Source organism: Neomegalonema sp., from assembly GCF_028688855.1.
GTDB lineage: Bacteria > Pseudomonadota > Alphaproteobacteria > Rhodobacterales > Rhodobacteraceae > Neomegalonema.
On the sequence record NZ_JAQTXI010000008.1, the window covers coordinates 57321 to 76025 of the forward strand.

General features: G+C 69.6%; 18 protein-coding genes and 1 pseudogene. 12 read left to right on the forward strand and 7 right to left on the reverse strand.

Going from position 1 to position 18705, the window contains the following annotated elements; genetic code table 11:
• Nucleotides 1-6: 6 nt before the first annotated feature.
• On the reverse strand, nt 7-1140 hold the full coding sequence (dprA, locus tag PHN62_RS07935; RefSeq protein ID WP_300148750.1) for a DNA-processing protein DprA: 1134 nt from the start codon (nt 1138-1140) through the stop codon (nt 7-9).
• Nucleotides 1141-1150: 10 nt separating this feature from the next.
• The gene (gene plsY, locus PHN62_RS07940; protein ID WP_300148980.1) at nt 1151-1783 is read right to left on the reverse strand and encodes a glycerol-3-phosphate 1-O-acyltransferase PlsY; all 633 of its coding nucleotides are present in this window, start codon (nt 1781-1783) and stop codon (nt 1151-1153) included.
• A 187-nt stretch (nt 1784-1970) separates the two neighbouring features.
• On the opposite strand from plsY, the gene PHN62_RS07945 reads away from it, so the two are divergent.
• From PHN62_RS07945 to pyrC, 3 genes are read left to right on the forward strand one after another with little or no spacing between them, the layout of a single operon-like run.
• Nucleotides 1971-2924, forward strand: coding sequence for an aspartate carbamoyltransferase catalytic subunit (locus PHN62_RS07945; RefSeq protein ID WP_300148982.1), 954 nt, complete (start codon nt 1971-1973; stop codon nt 2922-2924).
• Complete coding sequence (locus PHN62_RS07950; RefSeq protein WP_300148753.1) at nt 2921-3481, forward strand: hypothetical protein; 561 nt, start codon at nt 2921-2923, stop codon at nt 3479-3481. The genes PHN62_RS07945 and PHN62_RS07950 overlap by 4 nt, the downstream gene beginning before the upstream one ends.
• 16 nt (nt 3482-3497) lie before the next feature.
• Nucleotides 3498-4790: a dihydroorotase gene (gene pyrC, locus PHN62_RS07955; protein WP_300148757.1), complete on the forward strand. Its 1293-nt coding sequence runs from the start codon at nt 3498-3500 to the stop codon at nt 4788-4790.
• Nucleotides 4791-4799: 9 nt separating this feature from the next.
• Here pyrC and PHN62_RS07960 read toward each other — a convergent pair whose 3' ends face one another.
• On the reverse strand, nt 4800-5765 hold the full coding sequence (locus PHN62_RS07960; protein ID WP_300148760.1) for a sugar-binding transcriptional regulator: 966 nt from the start codon (nt 5763-5765) through the stop codon (nt 4800-4802).
• A 385-nt stretch (nt 5766-6150) separates the two neighbouring features.
• On the opposite strand from PHN62_RS07960, the gene PHN62_RS07965 reads away from it, so the two are divergent.
• The 9 genes and pseudogenes from PHN62_RS07965 (at nt 6151) to wecB (ending at nt 15751) form a co-directional block, all read left to right on the forward strand.
• Nucleotides 6151-7428, forward strand: coding sequence for a sugar ABC transporter substrate-binding protein (locus PHN62_RS07965; protein ID WP_300148984.1), 1278 nt, complete (start codon nt 6151-6153; stop codon nt 7426-7428).
• 74 nt (nt 7429-7502) lie between these two features.
• On the forward strand, nt 7503-8375 hold the full coding sequence (locus tag PHN62_RS07970) for a carbohydrate ABC transporter permease (RefSeq protein WP_300148763.1): 873 nt from the start codon (nt 7503-7505) through the stop codon (nt 8373-8375).
• Between the two features lie 2 nt (nt 8376-8377).
• On the forward strand, nt 8378-9208 hold the full coding sequence (locus tag PHN62_RS07975; protein ID WP_300148766.1) for a carbohydrate ABC transporter permease: 831 nt from the start codon (nt 8378-8380) through the stop codon (nt 9206-9208).
• 17 nt (nt 9209-9225) lie between these two features.
• Nucleotides 9226-10233 carry an ABC transporter ATP-binding protein gene (locus PHN62_RS07980; protein WP_300148769.1) on the forward strand — a complete coding sequence of 336 codons (1008 nt, stop codon included), beginning with the start codon at nt 9226-9228 and terminating at the stop codon, nt 10231-10233.
• A 150-nt stretch (nt 10234-10383) separates the two neighbouring features.
• Nucleotides 10384-11821: pseudogene (locus PHN62_RS07985) on the forward strand (mannitol dehydrogenase family protein).
• On the forward strand, nt 11818-12501 hold the full coding sequence (locus PHN62_RS07990; protein WP_300148772.1) for an HAD-IA family hydrolase: 684 nt from the start codon (nt 11818-11820) through the stop codon (nt 12499-12501). Before PHN62_RS07985 ends, PHN62_RS07990 begins: the two are co-directional and overlap by 4 nt.
• Nucleotides 12502-12571: 70 nt before the next feature.
• Complete coding sequence (gene rarD / locus PHN62_RS07995) at nt 12572-13516, forward strand: EamA family transporter RarD (RefSeq protein WP_300148774.1); 945 nt, start codon at nt 12572-12574, stop codon at nt 13514-13516.
• A gap of 73 nt (nt 13517-13589) precedes the next feature.
• Complete coding sequence (locus tag PHN62_RS08000; RefSeq protein WP_300148777.1) at nt 13590-14264, forward strand: TetR/AcrR family transcriptional regulator; 675 nt, start codon at nt 13590-13592, stop codon at nt 14262-14264.
• Between the two features lie 185 nt (nt 14265-14449).
• Nucleotides 14450-15751: a non-hydrolyzing UDP-N-acetylglucosamine 2-epimerase gene (gene wecB / locus PHN62_RS08005; protein ID WP_367187009.1), complete on the forward strand. Its 1302-nt coding sequence runs from the start codon at nt 14450-14452 to the stop codon at nt 15749-15751.
• 68 nt (nt 15752-15819) lie between these two features.
• Here wecB and mnhG read toward each other — a convergent pair whose 3' ends face one another.
• From mnhG to PHN62_RS08025, 4 genes are read right to left on the reverse strand one after another with little or no spacing between them, the layout of a single operon-like run.
• Nucleotides 15820-16188 (reverse strand): monovalent cation/H(+) antiporter subunit G, encoded by a 369-nt coding sequence (gene mnhG / locus PHN62_RS08010; protein ID WP_300148780.1) that lies wholly within the window; start codon nt 16186-16188, stop codon nt 15820-15822.
• Nucleotides 16185-16466, reverse strand: coding sequence for a K+/H+ antiporter subunit F (locus PHN62_RS08015; RefSeq protein WP_300148783.1), 282 nt, complete (start codon nt 16464-16466; stop codon nt 16185-16187). Before PHN62_RS08015 ends, mnhG begins: the two co-directional genes overlap by 4 nt.
• Nucleotides 16463-16951, reverse strand: a complete 489-nt coding sequence (locus PHN62_RS08020) for a Na+/H+ antiporter subunit E (protein ID WP_300148786.1) — start codon at nt 16949-16951, stop codon at nt 16463-16465. Before PHN62_RS08020 ends, PHN62_RS08015 begins: the two co-directional genes overlap by 4 nt.
• Nucleotides 16948-18705 (reverse strand): monovalent cation/H+ antiporter subunit D, encoded by a 1758-nt coding sequence (locus PHN62_RS08025; protein ID WP_300148789.1) that lies wholly within the window; start codon nt 18703-18705, stop codon nt 16948-16950. Before PHN62_RS08025 ends, PHN62_RS08020 begins: the two co-directional genes overlap by 4 nt.

Consider the following 18705-nt stretch of genomic DNA (forward strand, 5'->3'; position numbering starts at 1 on the left):
GGGGACTCAGGGCGCGAGGGCCACCCGGTCGCCCGCCGAGCGCAGCAGCCGGCCCGCAAGCTCCAGCTCCAGAGCCGCCAGAGCCAGAACCCCCGGAGGAAGACCCGTGCGGCGGCGGATCTCGTCCATCTCCACGGGAACCGGCCCCAGAAGCCGCAGCACCGCCGAACGGGCGTCCTCGCCTTCGGGAGCGTCCTCGGGGGGCTGCTCCTCTCCGGGCTCCTCCATGAAGGAGGGGGACGCGGGGAGGGGGGAGGGGGCCTGAGGCCCGCCGATCCCCTCCAGGGCCTCCAGCACGTCGGCGGCGTGGCGGATGAGCGTCGCGCCTTCGCGAATCAGATGGTTGCAGCCCGCCGCCCGACCATCCAGAGGCGCCCCCGGCGCCGCCATGACCTCGCGGCCCTGCTCGGCGGCCAGACGCGCCGTGATCAGGGAGCCCGAACGCTCCGCCGCCTCGGTCACGATGGTCCCGAGGCAGATCCCCGAAACGATCCGGTTGCGGCGCGGGAAATCCTGAGCCCGGGCCCTGAAGCCGGGCGGCGCCTCGGAGAGCACCGCGCCCTGGTCGATCAGCTTCGCGTAGACGTCGGCGTTGCGGCGGGGATAGACGTCGTCCGGGCCGCCGCCGAGCACCGCCAGAGTCCCGCCTTCGAGGCCTCCGGCGTGGGCGGCGCGGTCGATTCCCTCGGCCATGCCCGAGACGATCACGAAGCCCGCCTCCGACAGCGCCCGCGCGAGCCCCTGCGTGAAGCGCATCCCCAGAGCCGAGGCGTTGCGCGTGCCCACCACCGCCAGAGCCCGGCGGCCCGGAAGCTCCGGACGGCCCCTCAGCCAGAGGAAGGGCGGCGGATCGGGGATATGGGCCAGAAGCGGCGGATAATCCGGCCCGCCCAGAGCCAGAGGCCGCGCGCCGAGCTTCGCGCCCGCTTCAAGCTCGGCCTCGGCGGCGCCGCGCGGCGCCAGGGAGATGCGTCTTCCGCCCCGCGCCGCCAGATGAGGCGCCGCCTCCAGAGCCGCCGCCGCCGAGCCGTAGCGCGCCAGAAGCCGCTGAAAGGCGACCGGCCCCACGTTCTGCGAGCGCGCCAGACGCAGCCAGTCGCGCCATTCCTCTTGCGTCTGCGGAGGCCGGGGAGCGCTCAAGAGGCCGCCCTCAGGACTTGCGCGCGCCGATGCGCGGCTCTTCGCCCTTCAGCAGGCGGCGGATGTTCTCGTGATGCCGGGCGATGACGATGACCGCCATGGCGGTCGTCGCCCAGAGCGCCGCCCGCGGCGCCTCCAGCAGCAGCGCCGCAAGGGGCGTCGCGCCCACCGCCGCCAGAGCCGACAGCGAGGAGATCCGCGTCAGCCCCGCCACGACCAGCCAGAGCCCGCAGGCCGCCAGACCCGCCCAGGGGACCAGCGCCAGCAGCCCTCCGAGGAAGGTGGCCACGCCCTTTCCGCCCCGGAACTTCAGCCAGACCGGCCAGCAATGCCCGACCAGGGCGCCGAAGGCGCCCAGAGCCGCCGCCTGAGGCCCCCAGAGGGCTCCGCAGATCCAGACCGCCGCCGCGCCCTTCAGGGCGTCGAGCAGCAGCGTCGCGGCGGCGGCGCCTCTGTGGCCGGTGCGCAGGACGTTGGTGGCGCCGATGTTGCCCGAGCCGATCTTGCGCAGATCCCCCAGCTTCAGCGCCCGCGTCAGCAGAACCCCGAAGGGAATCGAGCCGAGCAGACAGGCGAGCAGGAAAGCCGCTCCCGCCTGCGCCGCGCCGAGGGCCTCAGGGCCCGGATTCGCCGCCATCTCCATCGACACGCCCCTTTTCGCGCTTGCCGCTCCGGTCTAAGGGCGCGCGCCGCCGCCCGCCAGAGAAATTTCGGCGGGGCTCGCCCTGGGGGAGTCCGGCGGAGCTCGCCCCAGGGGCGGGGCGCTTGCCCTGGGGGGCGGGGCCCCCTATACAGGCGCGATTCTCCGCAAAGGCCGCCTCATGACCGACATTCCCTTTCCGCAGCGACATCTGCTCGGCGTCGAGGATCTCGCGCCCGAGGCGATCCTCCAGCTGCTCGACCGCGCCGACGGCTATGTCGAGATGAACCGCGAGGCCCGCAAGAAACGCGACATCCTCAAGGGGCTGACCCAGATCAACCTCTTCTTCGAAAGCTCCACCCGCACCCAGATGAGCTTCGAGCTCGCCGGAAAGCGGCTCGGGGCCGACGTCATGAACATGCCGGTGAAAAGCTCCTCGCTTTCCAAGGGCGAGACGCTCATCGACACCGCCATGACGCTCAACGCCATGCGGCCCGATCTGCTCGTGGTGCGCCACGCCGATTCCGGCGCGGTCAACCTGCTGGCGCAGAAGGTCAACTGCGCCGTGGTCAACGCCGGAGACGGACGCCGCGAGCATCCCACCCAGGCCCTGCTCGACGCCCTGACCATCCGTCGGCGCAAGGGGCGCCTGCACCGGCTGAACATCGCCATCTGCGGCGACATCCTGCACAGCCGCGTGGCGCGCTCGAACATGTGGCTGCTCGGCAAGATGGAGAACCGCATCCGGGTCATCGCCCCTCCGACGCTGCTCCCCACGGGAATCGAGCGCTTCGGCGTCGAGGTCTTCGAGGACATGGAGAAGGGCCTCGAAGGCTGCGACGTCGTCATGATGCTGCGCCTCCAGCTCGAACGCATGAGCGGCGCCTTCGTGCCTTCGGTGCGCGAATATTTCCACCGCTACGGCCTCAACGCCGAGAAGCTCGCCAGGGCGAAGGACGACGTCATCGTCATGCATCCCGGCCCGATGAACCGGGGCGTCGAGATCGATTCGGAGCTGGCCGACGACATCAACCGCTCCGTGATCCAGGAGCAGGTCGAGATGGGCGTGGCCGTGCGCATGGCCGTGCTGGAGACCCTCGCCGAGCGCCTGCCGAACTGGCGCGGGCTCGGGGCCGCCGCGTGACCCTGCCCGCCGACCGTCGTCTGAGGCCGCCGCCGCGTCATGGCGAGGAGGCGACGCTCTGGGCGCCGGTCCTCGCCTCGGGCGAGCGGCTGCTCTGGACCGGAAGGCCCGCGCGGGGGCTGAAATGGCGCGGTCAGGACTGGTTCCTCGTGCCTTTCGGCCTGATGTTCCTCGCCTTCGCTCTGGTCTGGACGGGCCTCGCCTGGTTCGGAGGGGCCTCCTTCCTGTCGCTCTGGGGCGTTCCCTTCATTCTGGTGGGCTTCCAGATGGCGGTCGGGCGCTTCTTCTCCGACGCCCGCAGGCGCGCCCGCACCCGCTACGCCCTGAGCGACCGCCGGGCCCTGATCCTGGAGGACGGGCGCCGTCCGCGCCTCGTCTCGATCCCCATCCTGCCCGCGACGGAGATCAAGGCGCAGCCCGGGCCCCTCACGACGATCGGGCTCCGCAGCGCCGCCGGAGAAGCGGACGGCGAAGGCGGCCAGGGTTTCGAATTCATCGAAGAGGGCGAGAGCGTCTATCGCCTGATCCTCGACATCCAGCAAGGACGCGCCCTCTAGTTTCTCCGAGGCCTTCATGAAGCCGCTGCACATCCACAACGCCCGCCTGATCGATCCCGCCGCCGATCTCGACGCCGGGGGCGGCCTGATCCTCGGCGAGGACGGCCGGATTCTGGATCGGGGGCCGCATCTGCGCGAGGCGGGGTCCGGGCCGGAAGGCGCCGCCCTGCGCGACGCGGGAGGCCATGCGCTCGCGCCGGGGCTGGTGGATCTGCGCGTCTACGTCGGAGAGCCCGGCGCGCGGCACAAGGAAAGCTATCGCAGCGTGGGCGAGGCCGCGGCGGCGGGCGGAATCACCACGCTCGTCGTGCAGCCCGACACCGATCCGCCGCTCGACGACCCGGCGCTGGTGGCCTTCGTGCGGCGGCGTGCGGCGGAGGTCTGCAAGGTGCGGGCGCATCCCATGGCCGCCATGACCAAGGGCCGCGCAGGCCGCGAGATGGCCGAATACAAGTTCCTCCTCGACGCGGGCGCCGTGGCGCTCACCGACGGAGATCGTCAGATCGCCGATCCGGTGGTCCTGCGTCGATGCCTGCAATACGCCCGTTCGGTGGGGGCTCTGACGGTCCATCACATCCAGGACGCCGCGCTTTCGGCTCAGGGCTGCGCGACGGAAAGCCTCTTCGCGGGCAAGCTCGGCCTGCCGGAGGTTCCGGCGGCGGCGGAGGTGGTGGCTCTGGAGCGCGACCTCCGGCTCGTGGAGCTGACCGGCGCGCGCTATCACGCCGGACAGATCTCCACGGCGGCGGCTCTGGAGGCCCTGCGGCGCGCCCGGGAGAAGGGCCTCCCGGTGAGCGCCTCGGCCAGCGCGCATCATTATTCGCTGAACGAATTCGACATCGGCGACTTCCGCAGCTTCTGCAAGGTCTCGCCGCCGCTGCGCGAGGAGGCCGACCGCGCCGCCCTCGAAGAGGCGGTGGCCGAGGGGCTGATCGACGCCCTGACCTCCTCCCATCGCCCCCAGGACGAGGAATCCAAGCGCCTTCCCTTCGCTCAGGCGGCGACGGGCTCGGTGGGTCTGGAGACCAGCCTCGCGGCGGCCCTGAACCTGCACCACAAGGGCATGATCGGGCTTCCGGCGCTCTGGCGGATGCTGGCGCAGCGCCCTGCGGAGCTGCTCGGCTTCGAGACGGGGCGTCTGACGCCCGGCGCCCCCGGCGACCTGATCCTCGTGGATCTCGGGGCGCCCTGGATCGTGGACCGCAAGGTCTTGCGCTCGAAGTCGAAGAACTCGGCCTTCCACGAACGCCGCATGCAGGGGCTCGTCAAGGCGACCTGGGTCGGCGGGGCGCTGGTCTTCGAGCGCTGAGGCGCCGGGTCAGCCGGGGGCCCAGGGGCCTTTCAGCAGGCCCTCGGCCATGGCCTCGTCGACGATCAGCCCGTTGAGCAGGCGGCCCTTCAGGGCTCCGCCCACGGCGGGCAGCTTGCGCGCGCCCATGGCGCAGCCGATCACCAGACGTCCGCCTTCGGGCCGGGGCGGCGGGGCTCCCGCCACCCGCGCGTTGGAGCCGCCTTCGATCCAGACGCCTTCCCGGTCGAAGGCCCAGCCGATCAGCTCGCCCACCGCTCCGGCGGCGCGCATGGAGTCGCGCTCCCCGGCGGAGATGAAGCGGTCCATGAACAGGGGCGCGCGCTCGTCGAATTCGCCCACGCCCAGAAAGGCGACGTCCAGGCGGGCGGCCATCTCCAGGGCGCTGCGGATGGTCGGCTGACGGTGCAGGAGGTCGCGCTCCTCCGCCGAGGAGGCCACCACCGGAACCGGCAGAGGATAGGCCGGCGCCGACAGCCGGTCCGCCAGGATGAAGATCACGTTGTAATAGGCCGCCGCGCCGTCGGGGCCTATGGCGCCGGTCAGCGAGACCACCTTGTGTTGCGGGCAGTCGATGCGCGGCAGAAGCTCGGCGGCGGCCTTGAGGGTGCGTCCCGTGCCGACGCCGATCAGGGTCGGCGTCTCGGCGCGCAGGCGCTTTTCGAGCTGGTCGGCGATGGGCTGCGCCACGCCCAGCGTGGTCGAATCGGAGAGCGGATCCGTCGGCGCCACCTCGCAGAAGCTCAGCCCGAAGCGGTCCGTCAGCGCCCTGGCGAGGTCCAGGCTGCGCGCCAGAGGATGTTCGATCCGCACCCGCACCAGGCCCGCGCTCACCGCCAGAGCCACCAGCCTCTGGGCCGAAGGGCGCGAGACGCCGAGAATCGCCGCGATGCGGTCCTGGTTCTCGCCCGCGACGTAATAGAGCCATCCGGCGCGCGCCGCCGCCTCCAGGCGGTCGTTCTTCTCCGAACTCATCGATCCTCCTCGCCGCGCGGGCGACGACCCCGGAGCCTCCGTCGATCACGGGGGATCGTCGGAAGGCTCCAGAGGCCCTTGTGCGGCCGCAGGCTCGCCGCGCGGAGCCGGTCCGGCTCCGCTGGAAAATGCTCTAAGCCCCCGTCCGGGGCTTGGAAACAGTTTTCGCGGGACATCTCCGCCCGCCGCGAGTCGCCCGGCGGAGGAATTCCCGATTGACAAAGAATGAAGACGGGCGAATATTTGCTCATCAACCAATCAAATGCTCGCCAACGGGCTTTCGTCAAGCGCTGCGGCGGGCGATCAAGAAAACCATCGATCCCCAGGGAGGATCTCCATGTCGCGCATGACCAGCCGCTTTGCGGCCTGTTCGGCTCTGGCCATCATGATGGGCGCCGGAGGCGCCTTCGCGCAGACCACCACCGTCACCATCGCCACCGTGAACAACGGCGACATGATCCGCATGCAGAAGCTGGCCGACGACTTCGCCGCGAAACATCCGGACATCAAGCTGGAATGGGTCACGCTGGAGGAGAACATGCTCCGTCAGCGCGTCACGACGGACATCGCCGCCAAGGGCGGACAATACGACGTCATGACCATCGGCACCTACGAGGCCCCCATCTGGGCCGAACGCGGATGGCTGCTCGCCCTCGACAAGCTCGGCGAGGATTACGACGCCGAAGACATCCTGCCCTCGATCCGCAGCAGCGTCTCGCGGGACGGAGTGCTCTACGCCGCGCCCTTCTACGGCGAAAGCTCCATGGTCATGTATCGCAAGGACCTCATGGAGAAGGCCGGGCTGACCATGCCCGAGGCGCCCACCTGGGAGTTCGTCGGCCAGGCCGCCCGCGCCATGACCGACAAGCCCAACGAGATCTACGGCATCTGCCTGCGCGGCAAGGCGGGCTGGGGCGAGAACATGGCCCTGCTCTCGGCCATGGCCAACAGCTTCGGCGGACGCTGGTTCGACATGGACTGGAAGCCCCAGTTCGACGCCAAGCCCTGGAAGGACACGCTGACCTTCTATCTCGACCTGATGAAGGACGCCGGGCCTCCTGGCGCCTCCTCCAACGGCTTCAACGAGAATCTCGCGCTCTTCCAGACCGGCAAATGCGGCATGTGGATCGACGCCACCGTGGCGGCCTCCTTCGTGACCAATCCGGCGGAGTCCAAAGTCGCCGATCAGGTGGGCTTCGCCCTCGCGCCGGACAACGGCCTCGGCAAGCGCGGAAACTGGCTCTGGGCGTGGAATCTGGCGGTTCCGGCGGGCTCGCAGAAATCCGAGGCGGCGCAGAAGTTCATCTCCTGGGCGACCTCGAAGGATTACCTGAACCTCGTCGCCGAACGCGACGGATGGGCCAACGTCCCGCCGGGCACCCGCGCCTCGCTCTACGAGAACCCCGCCTATCTGGAGGCGGCGCCCTTCGCGCAGATGACCCTCGACAGCATCAACGCCGCCGATCCCACCAATTCCGCCGTCGAGCCGACGCCCTACGTCGGCGTGCAGTTCGTGGCCATCCCCGAATTCCAGGCCATCGGCACCACGGTCGGGCAGCAGTTCGCGGCGGCTCTGGCGGGTCAGACCACGGCGGATCAGGCGCTCCAGAACGCCCAGCGCGCCGTCGAGCGCGAGATGCGCCGCGCGGGCTATCCGAAATAAGCCGAGACGCCGCCGCGCGCCCTGAGTCCGCTCGGGGCGCGCCCTGCTGATCCGACCGTTTTGGGGGGCGCGTCATGGCGACGACCCACACGAGGACGGCGGCCCGCTGGATGGCGGCGCCGAGCATCCTTCTGCTGTTCATGTGGATGATCGTCCCGCTGGGGATGACCGTCTATTTCTCCTTCCTGCATTACAACCTGCTCTCGCCCGGAGAAGAATCCTGGGCCGGGCTGATGAACTACGAGTTCTTCGTCACGGACCCCGCCTTCAAGGACGCGGTCTTCAACACGCTCTATCTGGTTCTGGGGGTGCTGCTCATCACCACGGTGGGCGGAACGCTGCTCGCGCTGCTGCTGGACCAGCCCTTCTGGGGACAGGGCGTCGCGCGGCTCATGGTGATCGCGCCCTTCTTCGTCATGCCGACGGTGTCGGCGCTGGTCTGGAAGAACATGCTGATGCATCCGGTGAACGGGCTCTTCGCCTGGATCGCCCGCACGCTCGGATTCCAGCCGGTGGACTGGCTCGGCGCCTATCCGCTGACCTCCATCACGATCATCGTGGCCTGGCAATGGCTGCCCTTCGCCACGCTCATCCTGCTGACGGCCCTGCAGTCGCTCGACCAGGAGCAGAAGGAGGCCGCCGAAATGGACGGCGCCGGCGCCTTCTCGATCTTCCGGCACATCACCTTGCCGCATCTCTCGCGAGCCCTGACGGTGGTGGTGCTGATCGAGACCATCTTCCTGCTCAACGTCTTCGCCGAGATCCTCGTCACCACCAACGGCGGCCCCGGCACCGCGAGCACCAACCTCGGCTTCCTGATCTACATGCAGGGCCTGCTGCAGTTCGACGCGGGCGGAGCCTCGGCGGGCGGCGTGATCGCGGTGATCCTGGCGAACGTCGTGGCTTTCTTCCTCATCCGCGCCATCGGCAAGAATCTGGAGGCCTGATCATGGCGAGAGCGACGACGACGCGCCGCAAGGCGCTCATGACGGCTCTGGGATGGGGGGTCGCCTTCGTGATCTTCTTCCCGATCCTCTGGACCTTCCTCACCAGCTTCAAGACCGAGGCCGAGGCGGTGACCACGCCGCCGAAGTTCCTCTTCTTCGACTGGACCCTGGCCAATTACCACGAAGTCAACTCCCGCTCGAACTACATGCGCTTCGCGATGAATTCGGTGATCATCGCCTTCGGCTCGACGCTGCTCGGGCTTCTGGTGGCGATCCCGGCGGCCTGGGCCATGGCCTTCTCGCCGACGAAGCGCACCAAGGATCTGCTCATGTGGATGCTCTCCACGAAGATGATGCCGGCGGTGGGCGTGCTCATCCCGATCTACATCCTCTTCCGGGACTTCCGCCTGCTCGACACCCATTTCGGGATGGTGCTGGTGATGACGCTGATCAATCTGCCGATCATCGTCTGGATGCTCTACACCTACTTCAAGGAGATCCCCGCGCCGATCCTCGAGGCGGCGCGCATGGACGGCGCGACGCTGCGTCAGGAGATCGTCGACGTGCTGGCGCCCATGGCGGTTCCGGGCATCGCCTCGACGGTGCTGCTCAACGTCATCCTCGCCTGGAACGAAGCCTTCTGGACGCTGAACCTCACCACCACGAAGGCCGCTCCCCTGACGGCCTTCATCGCCAGCTACTCCAGTCCGGAGGGCCTCTTCTGGGCCAAGCTCTCGGCGGCTTCGACCATGGCCATCGCGCCCATCGTGCTGCTCGGCTGGTTCTCGCAGAAACAACTCGTGCGCGGCCTCACCTTCGGCGCCGTGAAGTGAACAGGGAGGGGAAGCCCATGGGAAGCATCAATCTGCGGCAGGTCCGCAAATCCTTCGGCGCCGTGGACGTGATCCCCGGCGTGGATCTCGACATCAACGAGGGCGAGTTCGTGGTGTTCGTCGGGCCTTCGGGCTGCGGGAAGTCGACCCTGCTGCGGCTGATCGCCGGGCTGGAGGACGTCACCTCGGGGAGCATCTCCATCGACGGCCGCGACGTGACCCATGCGCCGCCCGCCAGACGGGGCCTGGCCATGGTCTTCCAGAGCTACGCGCTCTATCCGCACATGAGCGTGCGCAAGAACATCGCCTTTCCGCTGAAGATGGCGGGCATGGACGAGGCGAGCATCGAGAAGAAGGTCTCCGACGCCGCCCGCGCGCTGAACCTCGGCGACTACCTCGACCGCAAGCCGGGGCAGTTGTCGGGCGGCCAGCGTCAGCGCGTGGCCATCGGGCGGGCCATCGTGCGCCAGCCGACGGCCTTCCTCTTCGACGAGCCCCTGTCCAACCTCGACGCGGCCCTGCGCGTGAACATGCGCCTTGAAATCGGCGAGCTTCACCGCGAGCTCGGGGCGACGATGATCTACGTCACCCATGACCAGGTCGAGGCCATGACCATGGCCGACAAGATCGTCGTGCTCCAGAAGGGCCGCATCGAGCAGGTGGGCGCGCCGATGGATCTCTATCGCGCGCCGGCCAACCGCTTCGTGGCGGGCTTCATCGGCTCGCCCAAGATGAACTTCATCGAGGGGCACGAGGCCGCGCGGCTCGGCGCCCACGCGGTCGGCGTGCGGCCCGAGCACATGGCGGTGGTCGCGCCGCAGAACAGCGACTGGCGCGCGCGGGTCACGGCGGTGGAGCGCCTCGGCGCCGACACCTTCCTGCACCTGCGCTCCGATTCGCTCGGCGCCATGACGGCCCGCGCGGGCGGAGACGAGAGCTTCGAACTCGGCTCCGAAGTCGGCCTGAGGCCCGATCCGGCGCGTCTGCACCGCTTCGGGCCCTCGGGCGAGACGCTCGCCGCCTGACCTTCGCCCGACCTTCCGGGGGCGGCGCGCGCCGTCGCCCCTGCGCGCTCCTGCGTCAGCGCCTCCGGCCTCCGGCGCCGGAAGGCCCTTCGCCTCTCCGCTCATGGCCGCGTCCCGCCTCCCGGCGTCCGCGCGGCGAGGATCCGCATCATGGCATTGAAGCTCTCCGCCGCGACTCTCGACGCCGTCGCCCGGCTCGGCGTCGCCGTCCCCGCCCATGGCCGCGAGGCCCTGCGTCCGGGGATCCTGCATTTCGGTCCGGGCAATTTCCATCGCGCCCATCAGGCGGTCTATCTGGACCGGCTCTTCGGCATGGGCCGCGACCGGGACTGGGGGATCCTCCTGGCCGGCGTCACCCCCTTCGACGCGCCCGTCCGCGAGGCCCTGACGGGTCAGGACCTGCTCGGGACGGTGGTCGAGCAGGAGGCCGGAGGCTCCGTCGCGCGCGTGACCCGGGCCCACGCCGGATTCCTGCCCGTGGGCGACGCGGCGGCCATCGGCGCGGCGCTCGACGCCGAAGAGACGCGCATCGTCTCGCTGACCATCACCGAAGGCGGCTATGCGCTGGATCCGGCCTCGGGGCGCTTCGACCCCTCGCGGCCCGAGATCCAGGCCGACGCCCGCGCCCCCTGGGCGCCGGGCGGCGGGGCGGCGGGCCTTCACGGTCATGTCCTGCGACAACATCCCCCATAACGGCCTCGCGACCCGCGACGCGGTGGTGGGTCTGGCGGCGCTCTCGGACCCCTCGCTGGCGGAATGGATCCTGCGCGAGGCCGCCTTCCCCAACAGCATGGTGGACCGCATCACGCCCGCCACGGGCGCGCGCGAAAGGGCGCTGCTGGCCGCCGATTTCGGACTCGAGGACGCCTGGCCCGTCTTCTGCGAGGGCTTCGCGCAATGGGTGCTGGAGGACCGCTTCGCGGCGGGCCGCCCCGCTCTGGAGCAGGCGGGCGTCGAGATCGTCGCCGAGGCCGCGCCCTACGAGGCCATGAAGATCCGCATCCTCAACGGCGGACATGCGGTCATCGCCTATCCGGCGGGGATTCTCGGGATCGAGTTCGCGCATGAGGCCATGGCCGATCCCCAGATCTCCGCCTTCCTGGAGAAGATCGGGAAGACCGAGATCCTCCCCGTGGTGACGCCCCCTCCGGGCGTGGATCTGGAGGCCTATCGTCGGCGCGTGGCGGAGCGCTTCGCCAATCCCCGCATCGCCGACACCGTGCGCCGCCTCTGCCTCGACGGCTCGAACCGTCAGCCGAAGTTCATCGTGCCGACCATCGCGGATCATCTCGCCCGGGGACGCGCGCCGCGAGGTTTGGCTCTGGCGTCGGCGCTCTGGTGCCGCTATTGCTCCGGAGAGACCGAAACGGGCGCCGTCGTCGCCCCCAACGATCCGGACTGGAGCGCCCTCAAGGCCCGCGCCGGAGCCGCCAGGGAGAATCCGCAGATCTGGCTCGACATGGACAGCGTCTATGGCCCCGTGGGGCGCGATCCGGCCTTCGCGAAGCTCTTCGCGGAGGCGCTGGACGCGCTGTGGCGCGAGGGCGTCCGGGCGACGCTCGCGCGTCATCTCTCCGGGGCGTCGTGAAGGGGCCGCGCCTCCTGATCTTCGATTGCGACGGGGTGCTGGCCGACAGCGAACCCCTCGCGGTCGCGTCGCTGCGGGAGGCGCTCGCGGCGCAGGGCGCGCAGGTCTCCGAGGCCGGAATCTACCGCGACTGCCTCGGGCGCTCGCTGAAGGACGGCGCGAAGGCCCTGCGCGAGCTCCATGGCGTGGCGGAGCCCGAAGCCGCCATGGCCGCCATGATGGAGCGTCTGGCGCGGCGTCTGCCTCTGGAGCTGCGGGCCGTCTCCGGCGCCGCCGAGGCCGCCCGGGAGGCCCTGAGGCGCGGCGCGCGGATCTGCGTGGCCTCCTCCTCGCCGCCTGAGCGGCTGAGGCTCTCGCTGGAGGTCGCGGGGCTTCTGGAGATCTTCGCGCCCCATGTCTTCAGCGCGGCCCTTGTGCGGCGCGGCAAGCCTGCGCCGGACCTCTTCCTGCATGCGGCGGCGGCTCTGGAGGTTCCGCCCGAGCGCTGCCTCGTGATCGAGGACAGTCCGGCGGGCGTCGAGGCCGCCAGAGCGGCGGGGATGCGGGTGGCGGGCTTCCTCGGCGGCGGCCACGCCGAGGGCGCGGACCTGCGGCGGCGGCTCTCGGCGCTGGAGCCCGAGGCGCTGATCTCGCGGCTGTCCGAGGTTCCCGACCTGCTGGACCGCCTTCTGCCCGCCTGACGAGGCGGCTTGCCCTTCGGCTCCGGCGGGCGTATGGCTGGAGCGTCTCCTCATCCCGGCGGGTTTTCTCATGAGCGTCGACGCGACCGCGCCCAGGGCGCAGGAAGGCGATTCCGCGCGCGGTTTCGCCTTCGCCTTCGGGGCCTATTTCCTCTGGGGCTTCCTGCCTCTCTACATGAAGGCGGTGTCCCATATTCCTCCGACGGAGGTTCTGGCTCATCGCGTGATCTGGTCGGCGCCGGTGGCGGCGGCGCTTCTGCTGGCGCTCGGGCGGATGTCCGATCTCAAGTCCGCGCTGCGCGACCGGCGGATGCTCCTCATGGCGAGCCTCACCGCCGCGCTGATCGCGGTGAACTGGGGCATCTACATCTGGGCCATCGCGAACGACCGGGCGCTCGACGCCGCGCTGGGCTATTTCATCAATCCGCTGTTCAGCATCTTCCTGGGGGCGATCCTGCTGCGCGAGAAGCTTCAGCCCTTGCAGATCGCGGCGCTGGGCTTCGTCGTGGCGGGAGTGGGGCTGCTCACCTGGGAGGGGGGCGGACTGCCCTGGACGGCTCTGGCGCTGACCTTCAGCTGGGGCTTCTACGCCTTCTTCCGCAAGACGCTGCCCATCGGGCCCAATCAGGGCTTCCTGCTCGAAGTGCTGATCCTGCTGCCTCTGGCGACGGCCTGGGTCCTCTGGCTGGAGGCGACGGGCGGAGGGCATGTCGGGGGCGGAAGCTGGCGCGACGTCTGGCTGCTGATGGCCTCGGGGGTGGTGACCGCCGTGCCGCTGATCCTCTACGGCAACGGCGCCAAGCTGCTGCGGCTCTCGACCATCGGGATCATGCAGTACATCGCCCCGACGATGATCTTCCTGCTGGCGATCTTCGTCTTCAAGGAGCCCTTCAGCCGCGAAAGGCTCTACGCCTTCGCGCTGATCTGGGCGGCGCTGGTCCTCTATTCGCTGCCCATGCTCCAGGATCTCGCCCGACGGCGCGAGAAGCGTCCGCCGCCGCCCTCCTCGCCCTGAGGGGGGGAGGATCGCCTCCGCAGGGGCGGACTCCTGCGATGAGTCCGGTTCCGCCGCAGCCTCAGGATCCCCGATGGACCAGCCCGATCCGATTTCGCCCGCCGCCCCCCTCCGCCGCAAGGGGGGGCGTCCCACGCGCCGCTCCGCCGAGGAGATCGGGCGGCGGATCCTGGCGGCCTCGCGCAAGCTCTTCCTCGCGCATGGCTTCGCGGGGACCAGCATGGACGCCGTCGCCGCCGAGGCGAGGGTCTCCAAGGCGACGCTCTACGCCCGGCATCGCGACAAGGAGGCGCTCTTCCAGACTCTGGCCATCGACGTGCTGGAGACCCTGATGAAGCGCTCCGAGGCTCCCGAGATCATGGCGCCCGACCTGCCCTTGCGGCTGCGGCTGGAGGCCCTCGCCGAGCAGATCATCCAGACCCAGACCATGCCCGAGGTTCAGGCCCTGATCCGCGCCCTGCTGCTGGAGAGCGAGCGTTTCCCCTCGCTCGGCCAGCTGCTGCGCGAGGAGGGCGCGCGGCGCGGCGCGGAGCGCATCCGGGCGCTGATCGCCGCCGCTCCGGAGGCCGCAGGCCGCAGCGACGAAGATCTCTTGCGCGCCGCCGAGATCTTCATCCAGTTGTTCCGCCCGCCGCCTCCGACTCCGGCGATGGAGGAGCGTGATCATCTGGCGGCTCAGGCGCAGCTTCGGGCCGAAAAATCCCATCGGGTGGCCTTTTTTCTGCGGGGACTCGGCATGGAGCCATGAAGACGAACGGACGAATTCTTGAGCTTACGCGATTAAATTCAATGAATTTCCATCAGGATTTGAGCCTGACCTTGTAAATAAAAGAACGACTCCGGGAATTCCCGACCCGTCTTCACGCAAACGCAAGGCGGGTCCTGAACATCCTTTCTCCAGATCTGGCGGGCCGCTCGCGGAGGTTCTGGAGCATGACGGCGACATACGGGGCTTTCCCCTCTTCCTGGCCCGCGCGGCCGAAACCGGACGTCGGAGGGACGCGCGAAAGCGCGCCGATCAAGGTCCTGAGCGTCTTCGGCACGCGCCCCGAGGCCATCAAGATGGCCATGGTGGTGCGGGCTCTGGGCGCGGACGCGCAGATCGAAAGCCGCGTCTGCGTGACGGGCCAGCATCGCCAGATGCTCGACCAGGTGCTGGAGGCCTTCGCGCTGCGGCCCGACCACGACCTCGCGGTGATGACCGCCGGTCAGAGCCTGCCCACCATGACCCGCCGCCTGCTCGAAGGTCTGGAGCGCGTGGTGGCCGCCGAAAAGCCCGACTGGGTTCTGGTCCAGGGCGACACCACCACCGCCTTCGCCGGAGCGCTCTCGGCCTTCTACAACCGCGCCATGGTCGGACATGTCGAGGCGGGGCTGCGCACGGGCGATCTCTCCGCCCCCTGGCCCGAGGAGGGCAACCGTCGCCTGATCACGCCTCTGGCGCGGCTGCATTTCGCCCCCACCGAGCAGGCGCGGGCCAATCTCCTCGCCGAGAACGTTCCCCCCGCCCATATCCACGTCACCGGCAACACCGTCATCGACGCGCTCCAGCATGTCACGGGGCGGCTGGGGGAGGATTCCTCGAAGATGGCGGGAGAGATGGCCGCGCGCTTTCCCTTCCTCGATCCGGCGCGGCGTCTGATCCTCGTGACGGGGCATCGGCGCGAGAATTTCGACGGCGGCCTGGAGCGCGTCTGTCAGGGGCTGCGCCGTCTGGCCGAGCGTCCGGACGTCCAGATCGTCTATGCGGTGCATCTCAATCCGAAGGTGCGGGCGGCGGTGAGCCGGACGCTCGGAGACCTGCCTTCGGTCCATCTGATCGAGCCGCAGGATTATCTGCCCTTCGTCTATCTCATGAGCCGCGCCACGCTGATCGTGACCGATTCCGGAGGAATCCAGGAGGAGGCGCCTTCGATCAGGAAGCCGGTGCTCGTCACGCGCGAAGTCACCGAGCGCCCCGAGGCCGTGGCGGAAGGCGCCGTGCGGCTGGTCGGCACCTCCGCCGAGCGGGTCTTCTCGGAAGCCTCGCGCCTGCTCGACGATCCCGAGGCCTACGCCGCCATGACCCGCGCCCGCAATCCCTATGGCGACGGCCGCGCCGCCGAGCGCATCCTGACCGCGCTGAAGGAGGCCTCGGCCGGGCCGCGCGTCTTCCCGATCCCGGGCGCCCAGCCCGAGGCGACGCCCCTCGCCGCGCCCGCTTCGGGGGAGGAGGCCGCCCGCCGGATCTCCTGAGCCCATGAGACAAGCCGCCCTCCGGGTCTCCGGAAGGCGGCTTGCGCGGTTTGTCTGCGCCGGAGGCTTCAGCCGGTCTTGTCGATGGGGTCGGGGTTCTCGGAGAGCGGATCGCGGCCCTCCAGACGGTCGCGGTAAAGCGTCGTCTGGCTGAGGAGCAGCATCGTCACGGGCGTGGTCACCGTGACGAAGATCCCGATCAGCAGCTCGTAGACCACCGGGCGCGTCTGATGCGCCGAGAAGAACACCATCGAGCCGATCAGCACGCTCCAGAGCCCCAGCGTCGAGCCGAGGGTGGGGGCGTGCAGCCGTTCGTAGAAGGTCGAGAACTTGAGCAGCCCGATGCAGCCGATCAGCGCCAGCGTCGAGCCGAAGAGCACCAGAGCGGCGGTCAGCAGCGCGGCCCAGGCCGGAATGTCGACTTCGAGGACGGTCATTCGATCACCTCGCCGCGCAGCAGGAACTTCGCCAGCGCCACCGTCGAGACGAAGCCCAGCAGCCCGATGGCCAGGGCGATCTCGAAATAGAAGGCGTTGGCCGTCGAGATCCCGAAGACGATCAGCAGCAGCAGCCCGTTGAGATAGAAGGCGTCCATGGCGGCGACGCGATCCTGCGCGCGCGGCCCCGCGATCAGGCGGTATCCGGCGGCGGCCATGGCCAGCGCGAGGAAAAGCTTGCTCACCGTCAGACTGAGATTCAGGAGAGTCAGGATCATTCGAAAATCTCCATCAGCGGTTTCTCGTAGCGGGTCTTGATGCTGGCGGCCCAGTCGTCTTCGGCCATCAGGTCGAGGATGTGCAGCACCACCACGTTGTCCACCGGATCATAGCTGATCCAGGCCGTGCCCGGCGCGCCCGTGACGATGCAGGCCAGAGCCGCCAGACCATAAGGCGACCGCATCTCCAGCACGATCCGCACGAAGCCCGAAGGCGGCGGATGCGGCGAGGCGATGATCGTCTTCGCCACCCGCAGGTTGGATTGCGCGATGTCCTTCGCGAAGGTCCAGAGCACCCGGAGGATCATCAGGGGGCGGCGCATCCGGAAGGGCGGCGCGTCCAGCCGCACCAGAAGCCAGGGGCTCGTCACGCCGAAGAAGGTCGCGAGGATGAGCTGTCCCGGCGTGACGCTCTGGTTGAAGAGAAGCCAGGTCGCGAAGAACCCGACCGACAGGACCGGATAAGGGAAGATGCGTCGGATCATGGCGCGCCTCCTGCGGGCGGGAAGGCCGCCGGAGCCCCGGCCGGAGCCGCAGGAGCGGCGGGCGGCGCAGGCACCAGCAGCGGAGCCACGGCGGGGCCTTCCTGATGGAAGAGCCCTCCGAGCGGCGGCGGCTCGGCCAGAGCCTCGCGCATGCGGGGCGCGTTGCGCACGGCCTCGATGTAGGAGGAGGGGGCGCTCAGGCCCTCGGCGACGCCCCGCAGATAGGCCATCGCCGGACCCGCCTGAGCCGTCAGCGCCACGCAGCAGAGCAGCAGAAGCGCCACCGGCGCCGCCTCGATCACCCGCACCTTCGGCGGCGGACGCTCGGCGTCGGACCAGAAGAGCCGCATCCCGAGGCGCGTCATGGCGGCCAGGGTCGCGAAGCCCGAGAGCAGCAGCGCCGCCGTGACGATCCAGGCCCGACCCGTATGGCCGGTCTCGAACATGGCGCGCAGGATGGCGAACTTGGCGATGAAGCCCGAAAGCGGCGGCAGACCCGCCATCAGCAGCGTGCAGGCGAGGAACCCGATGCCGAGCACCGCCAGCACGGCGGGCACCGGAACGCCGACCTCCTCGTCCTGAGGCTCCTCCTCCTGAAGCCCGTAGGCTTCGAGCAGGGGCACGGCGAGCTCGGCCTGATCCTCCGCAGGCTTCCTTTCATCGAGGCCGCGCTCGGCCAGTTCGGCGAGGCAGAAGAGCGCCCCCGCCGCCAGAGTCGAGCTGACGAGATAATAGAGCGCCGCCGTGATCAGCGAGGGATCTCCGATGGAGACCACCGTCAGCAGCGTGCCCGAGGAGACCATGGTCAGGAAGGCCGCCACGCGCGGCGCCTCCCGCGAGGCCAGAGCCCCCAGAGAACCGAAGGCGATGGTCGCCAGACCGCCGATCATCAGCCACTGGGCGTTGAAGAAGTCCGGCGAGCGCTGGTCCGAGAGCAGCCAGCCGAAGCGCAGCAGCGCATAGACCCCCACCTTGGTCATGATGGCGAACATCGCCGCGATGGGCGCGGCGGCGGTGGAGTAGGCCGCAGGCAGCCAGAGCCCCAGAGGCCACATGGCCGCCTTCACCAGGAAGGCCACGCTGAGCGCCGCGCCGCCCATCTCCAGCAGGGTGCGGTTGCGCTCGTCGAGCAGCGGGGCGCGCATGGCGAGATCGGCCATGCCGAGCGTCCCGGCGGCGGCGTAGACCAGACTCGCGCCGATCAGCAGGATCAGCGAAGCCACGAGGTTCACGGCGATGTAATGCATCCCCGCCTTCACGCGCGCCTCGCCCGAGCCGTGCAGCGCAAGCCCGTAGGAGGCCGCCAGCATCACCTCGAAGAACACGAAGAGGTTGAAGATGTCGCCCGTCAGGAAGGCGCCGTTGACGCCCATCAGCAGGAACTGGAACAGCGGATGGAAATGCTGTCCCATCCGGTGCCAGCGCGCCAGCGAGAAGACCAGAGCCCCCACCGAGAGCGTCGCCGAGAGCGCCAGCATGGTCGCCGAGAGCCGGTCCAGCACCAGCACGATGCCGAAGCTCGAAGGCCAGTCGCCGAGCAGATAGACCCGCACGACCTGCGCGCCGTCGGCGAGCGAGCCGGGGCCGAGCGTCCGCCAGGCGAGCGTCCAGGCGATGGCCAGAAGCCCCAGCGTCGAGAGCAGGTTGACCGCCGCCGGACCATGGCGCACGCGCCCGTCCAGCAGGATCGCCAGAGCCCCCGCCGCCAGAGGCAGCAGGATCGGCAGGATGACGAGATGATCGCTCCAGGTCAT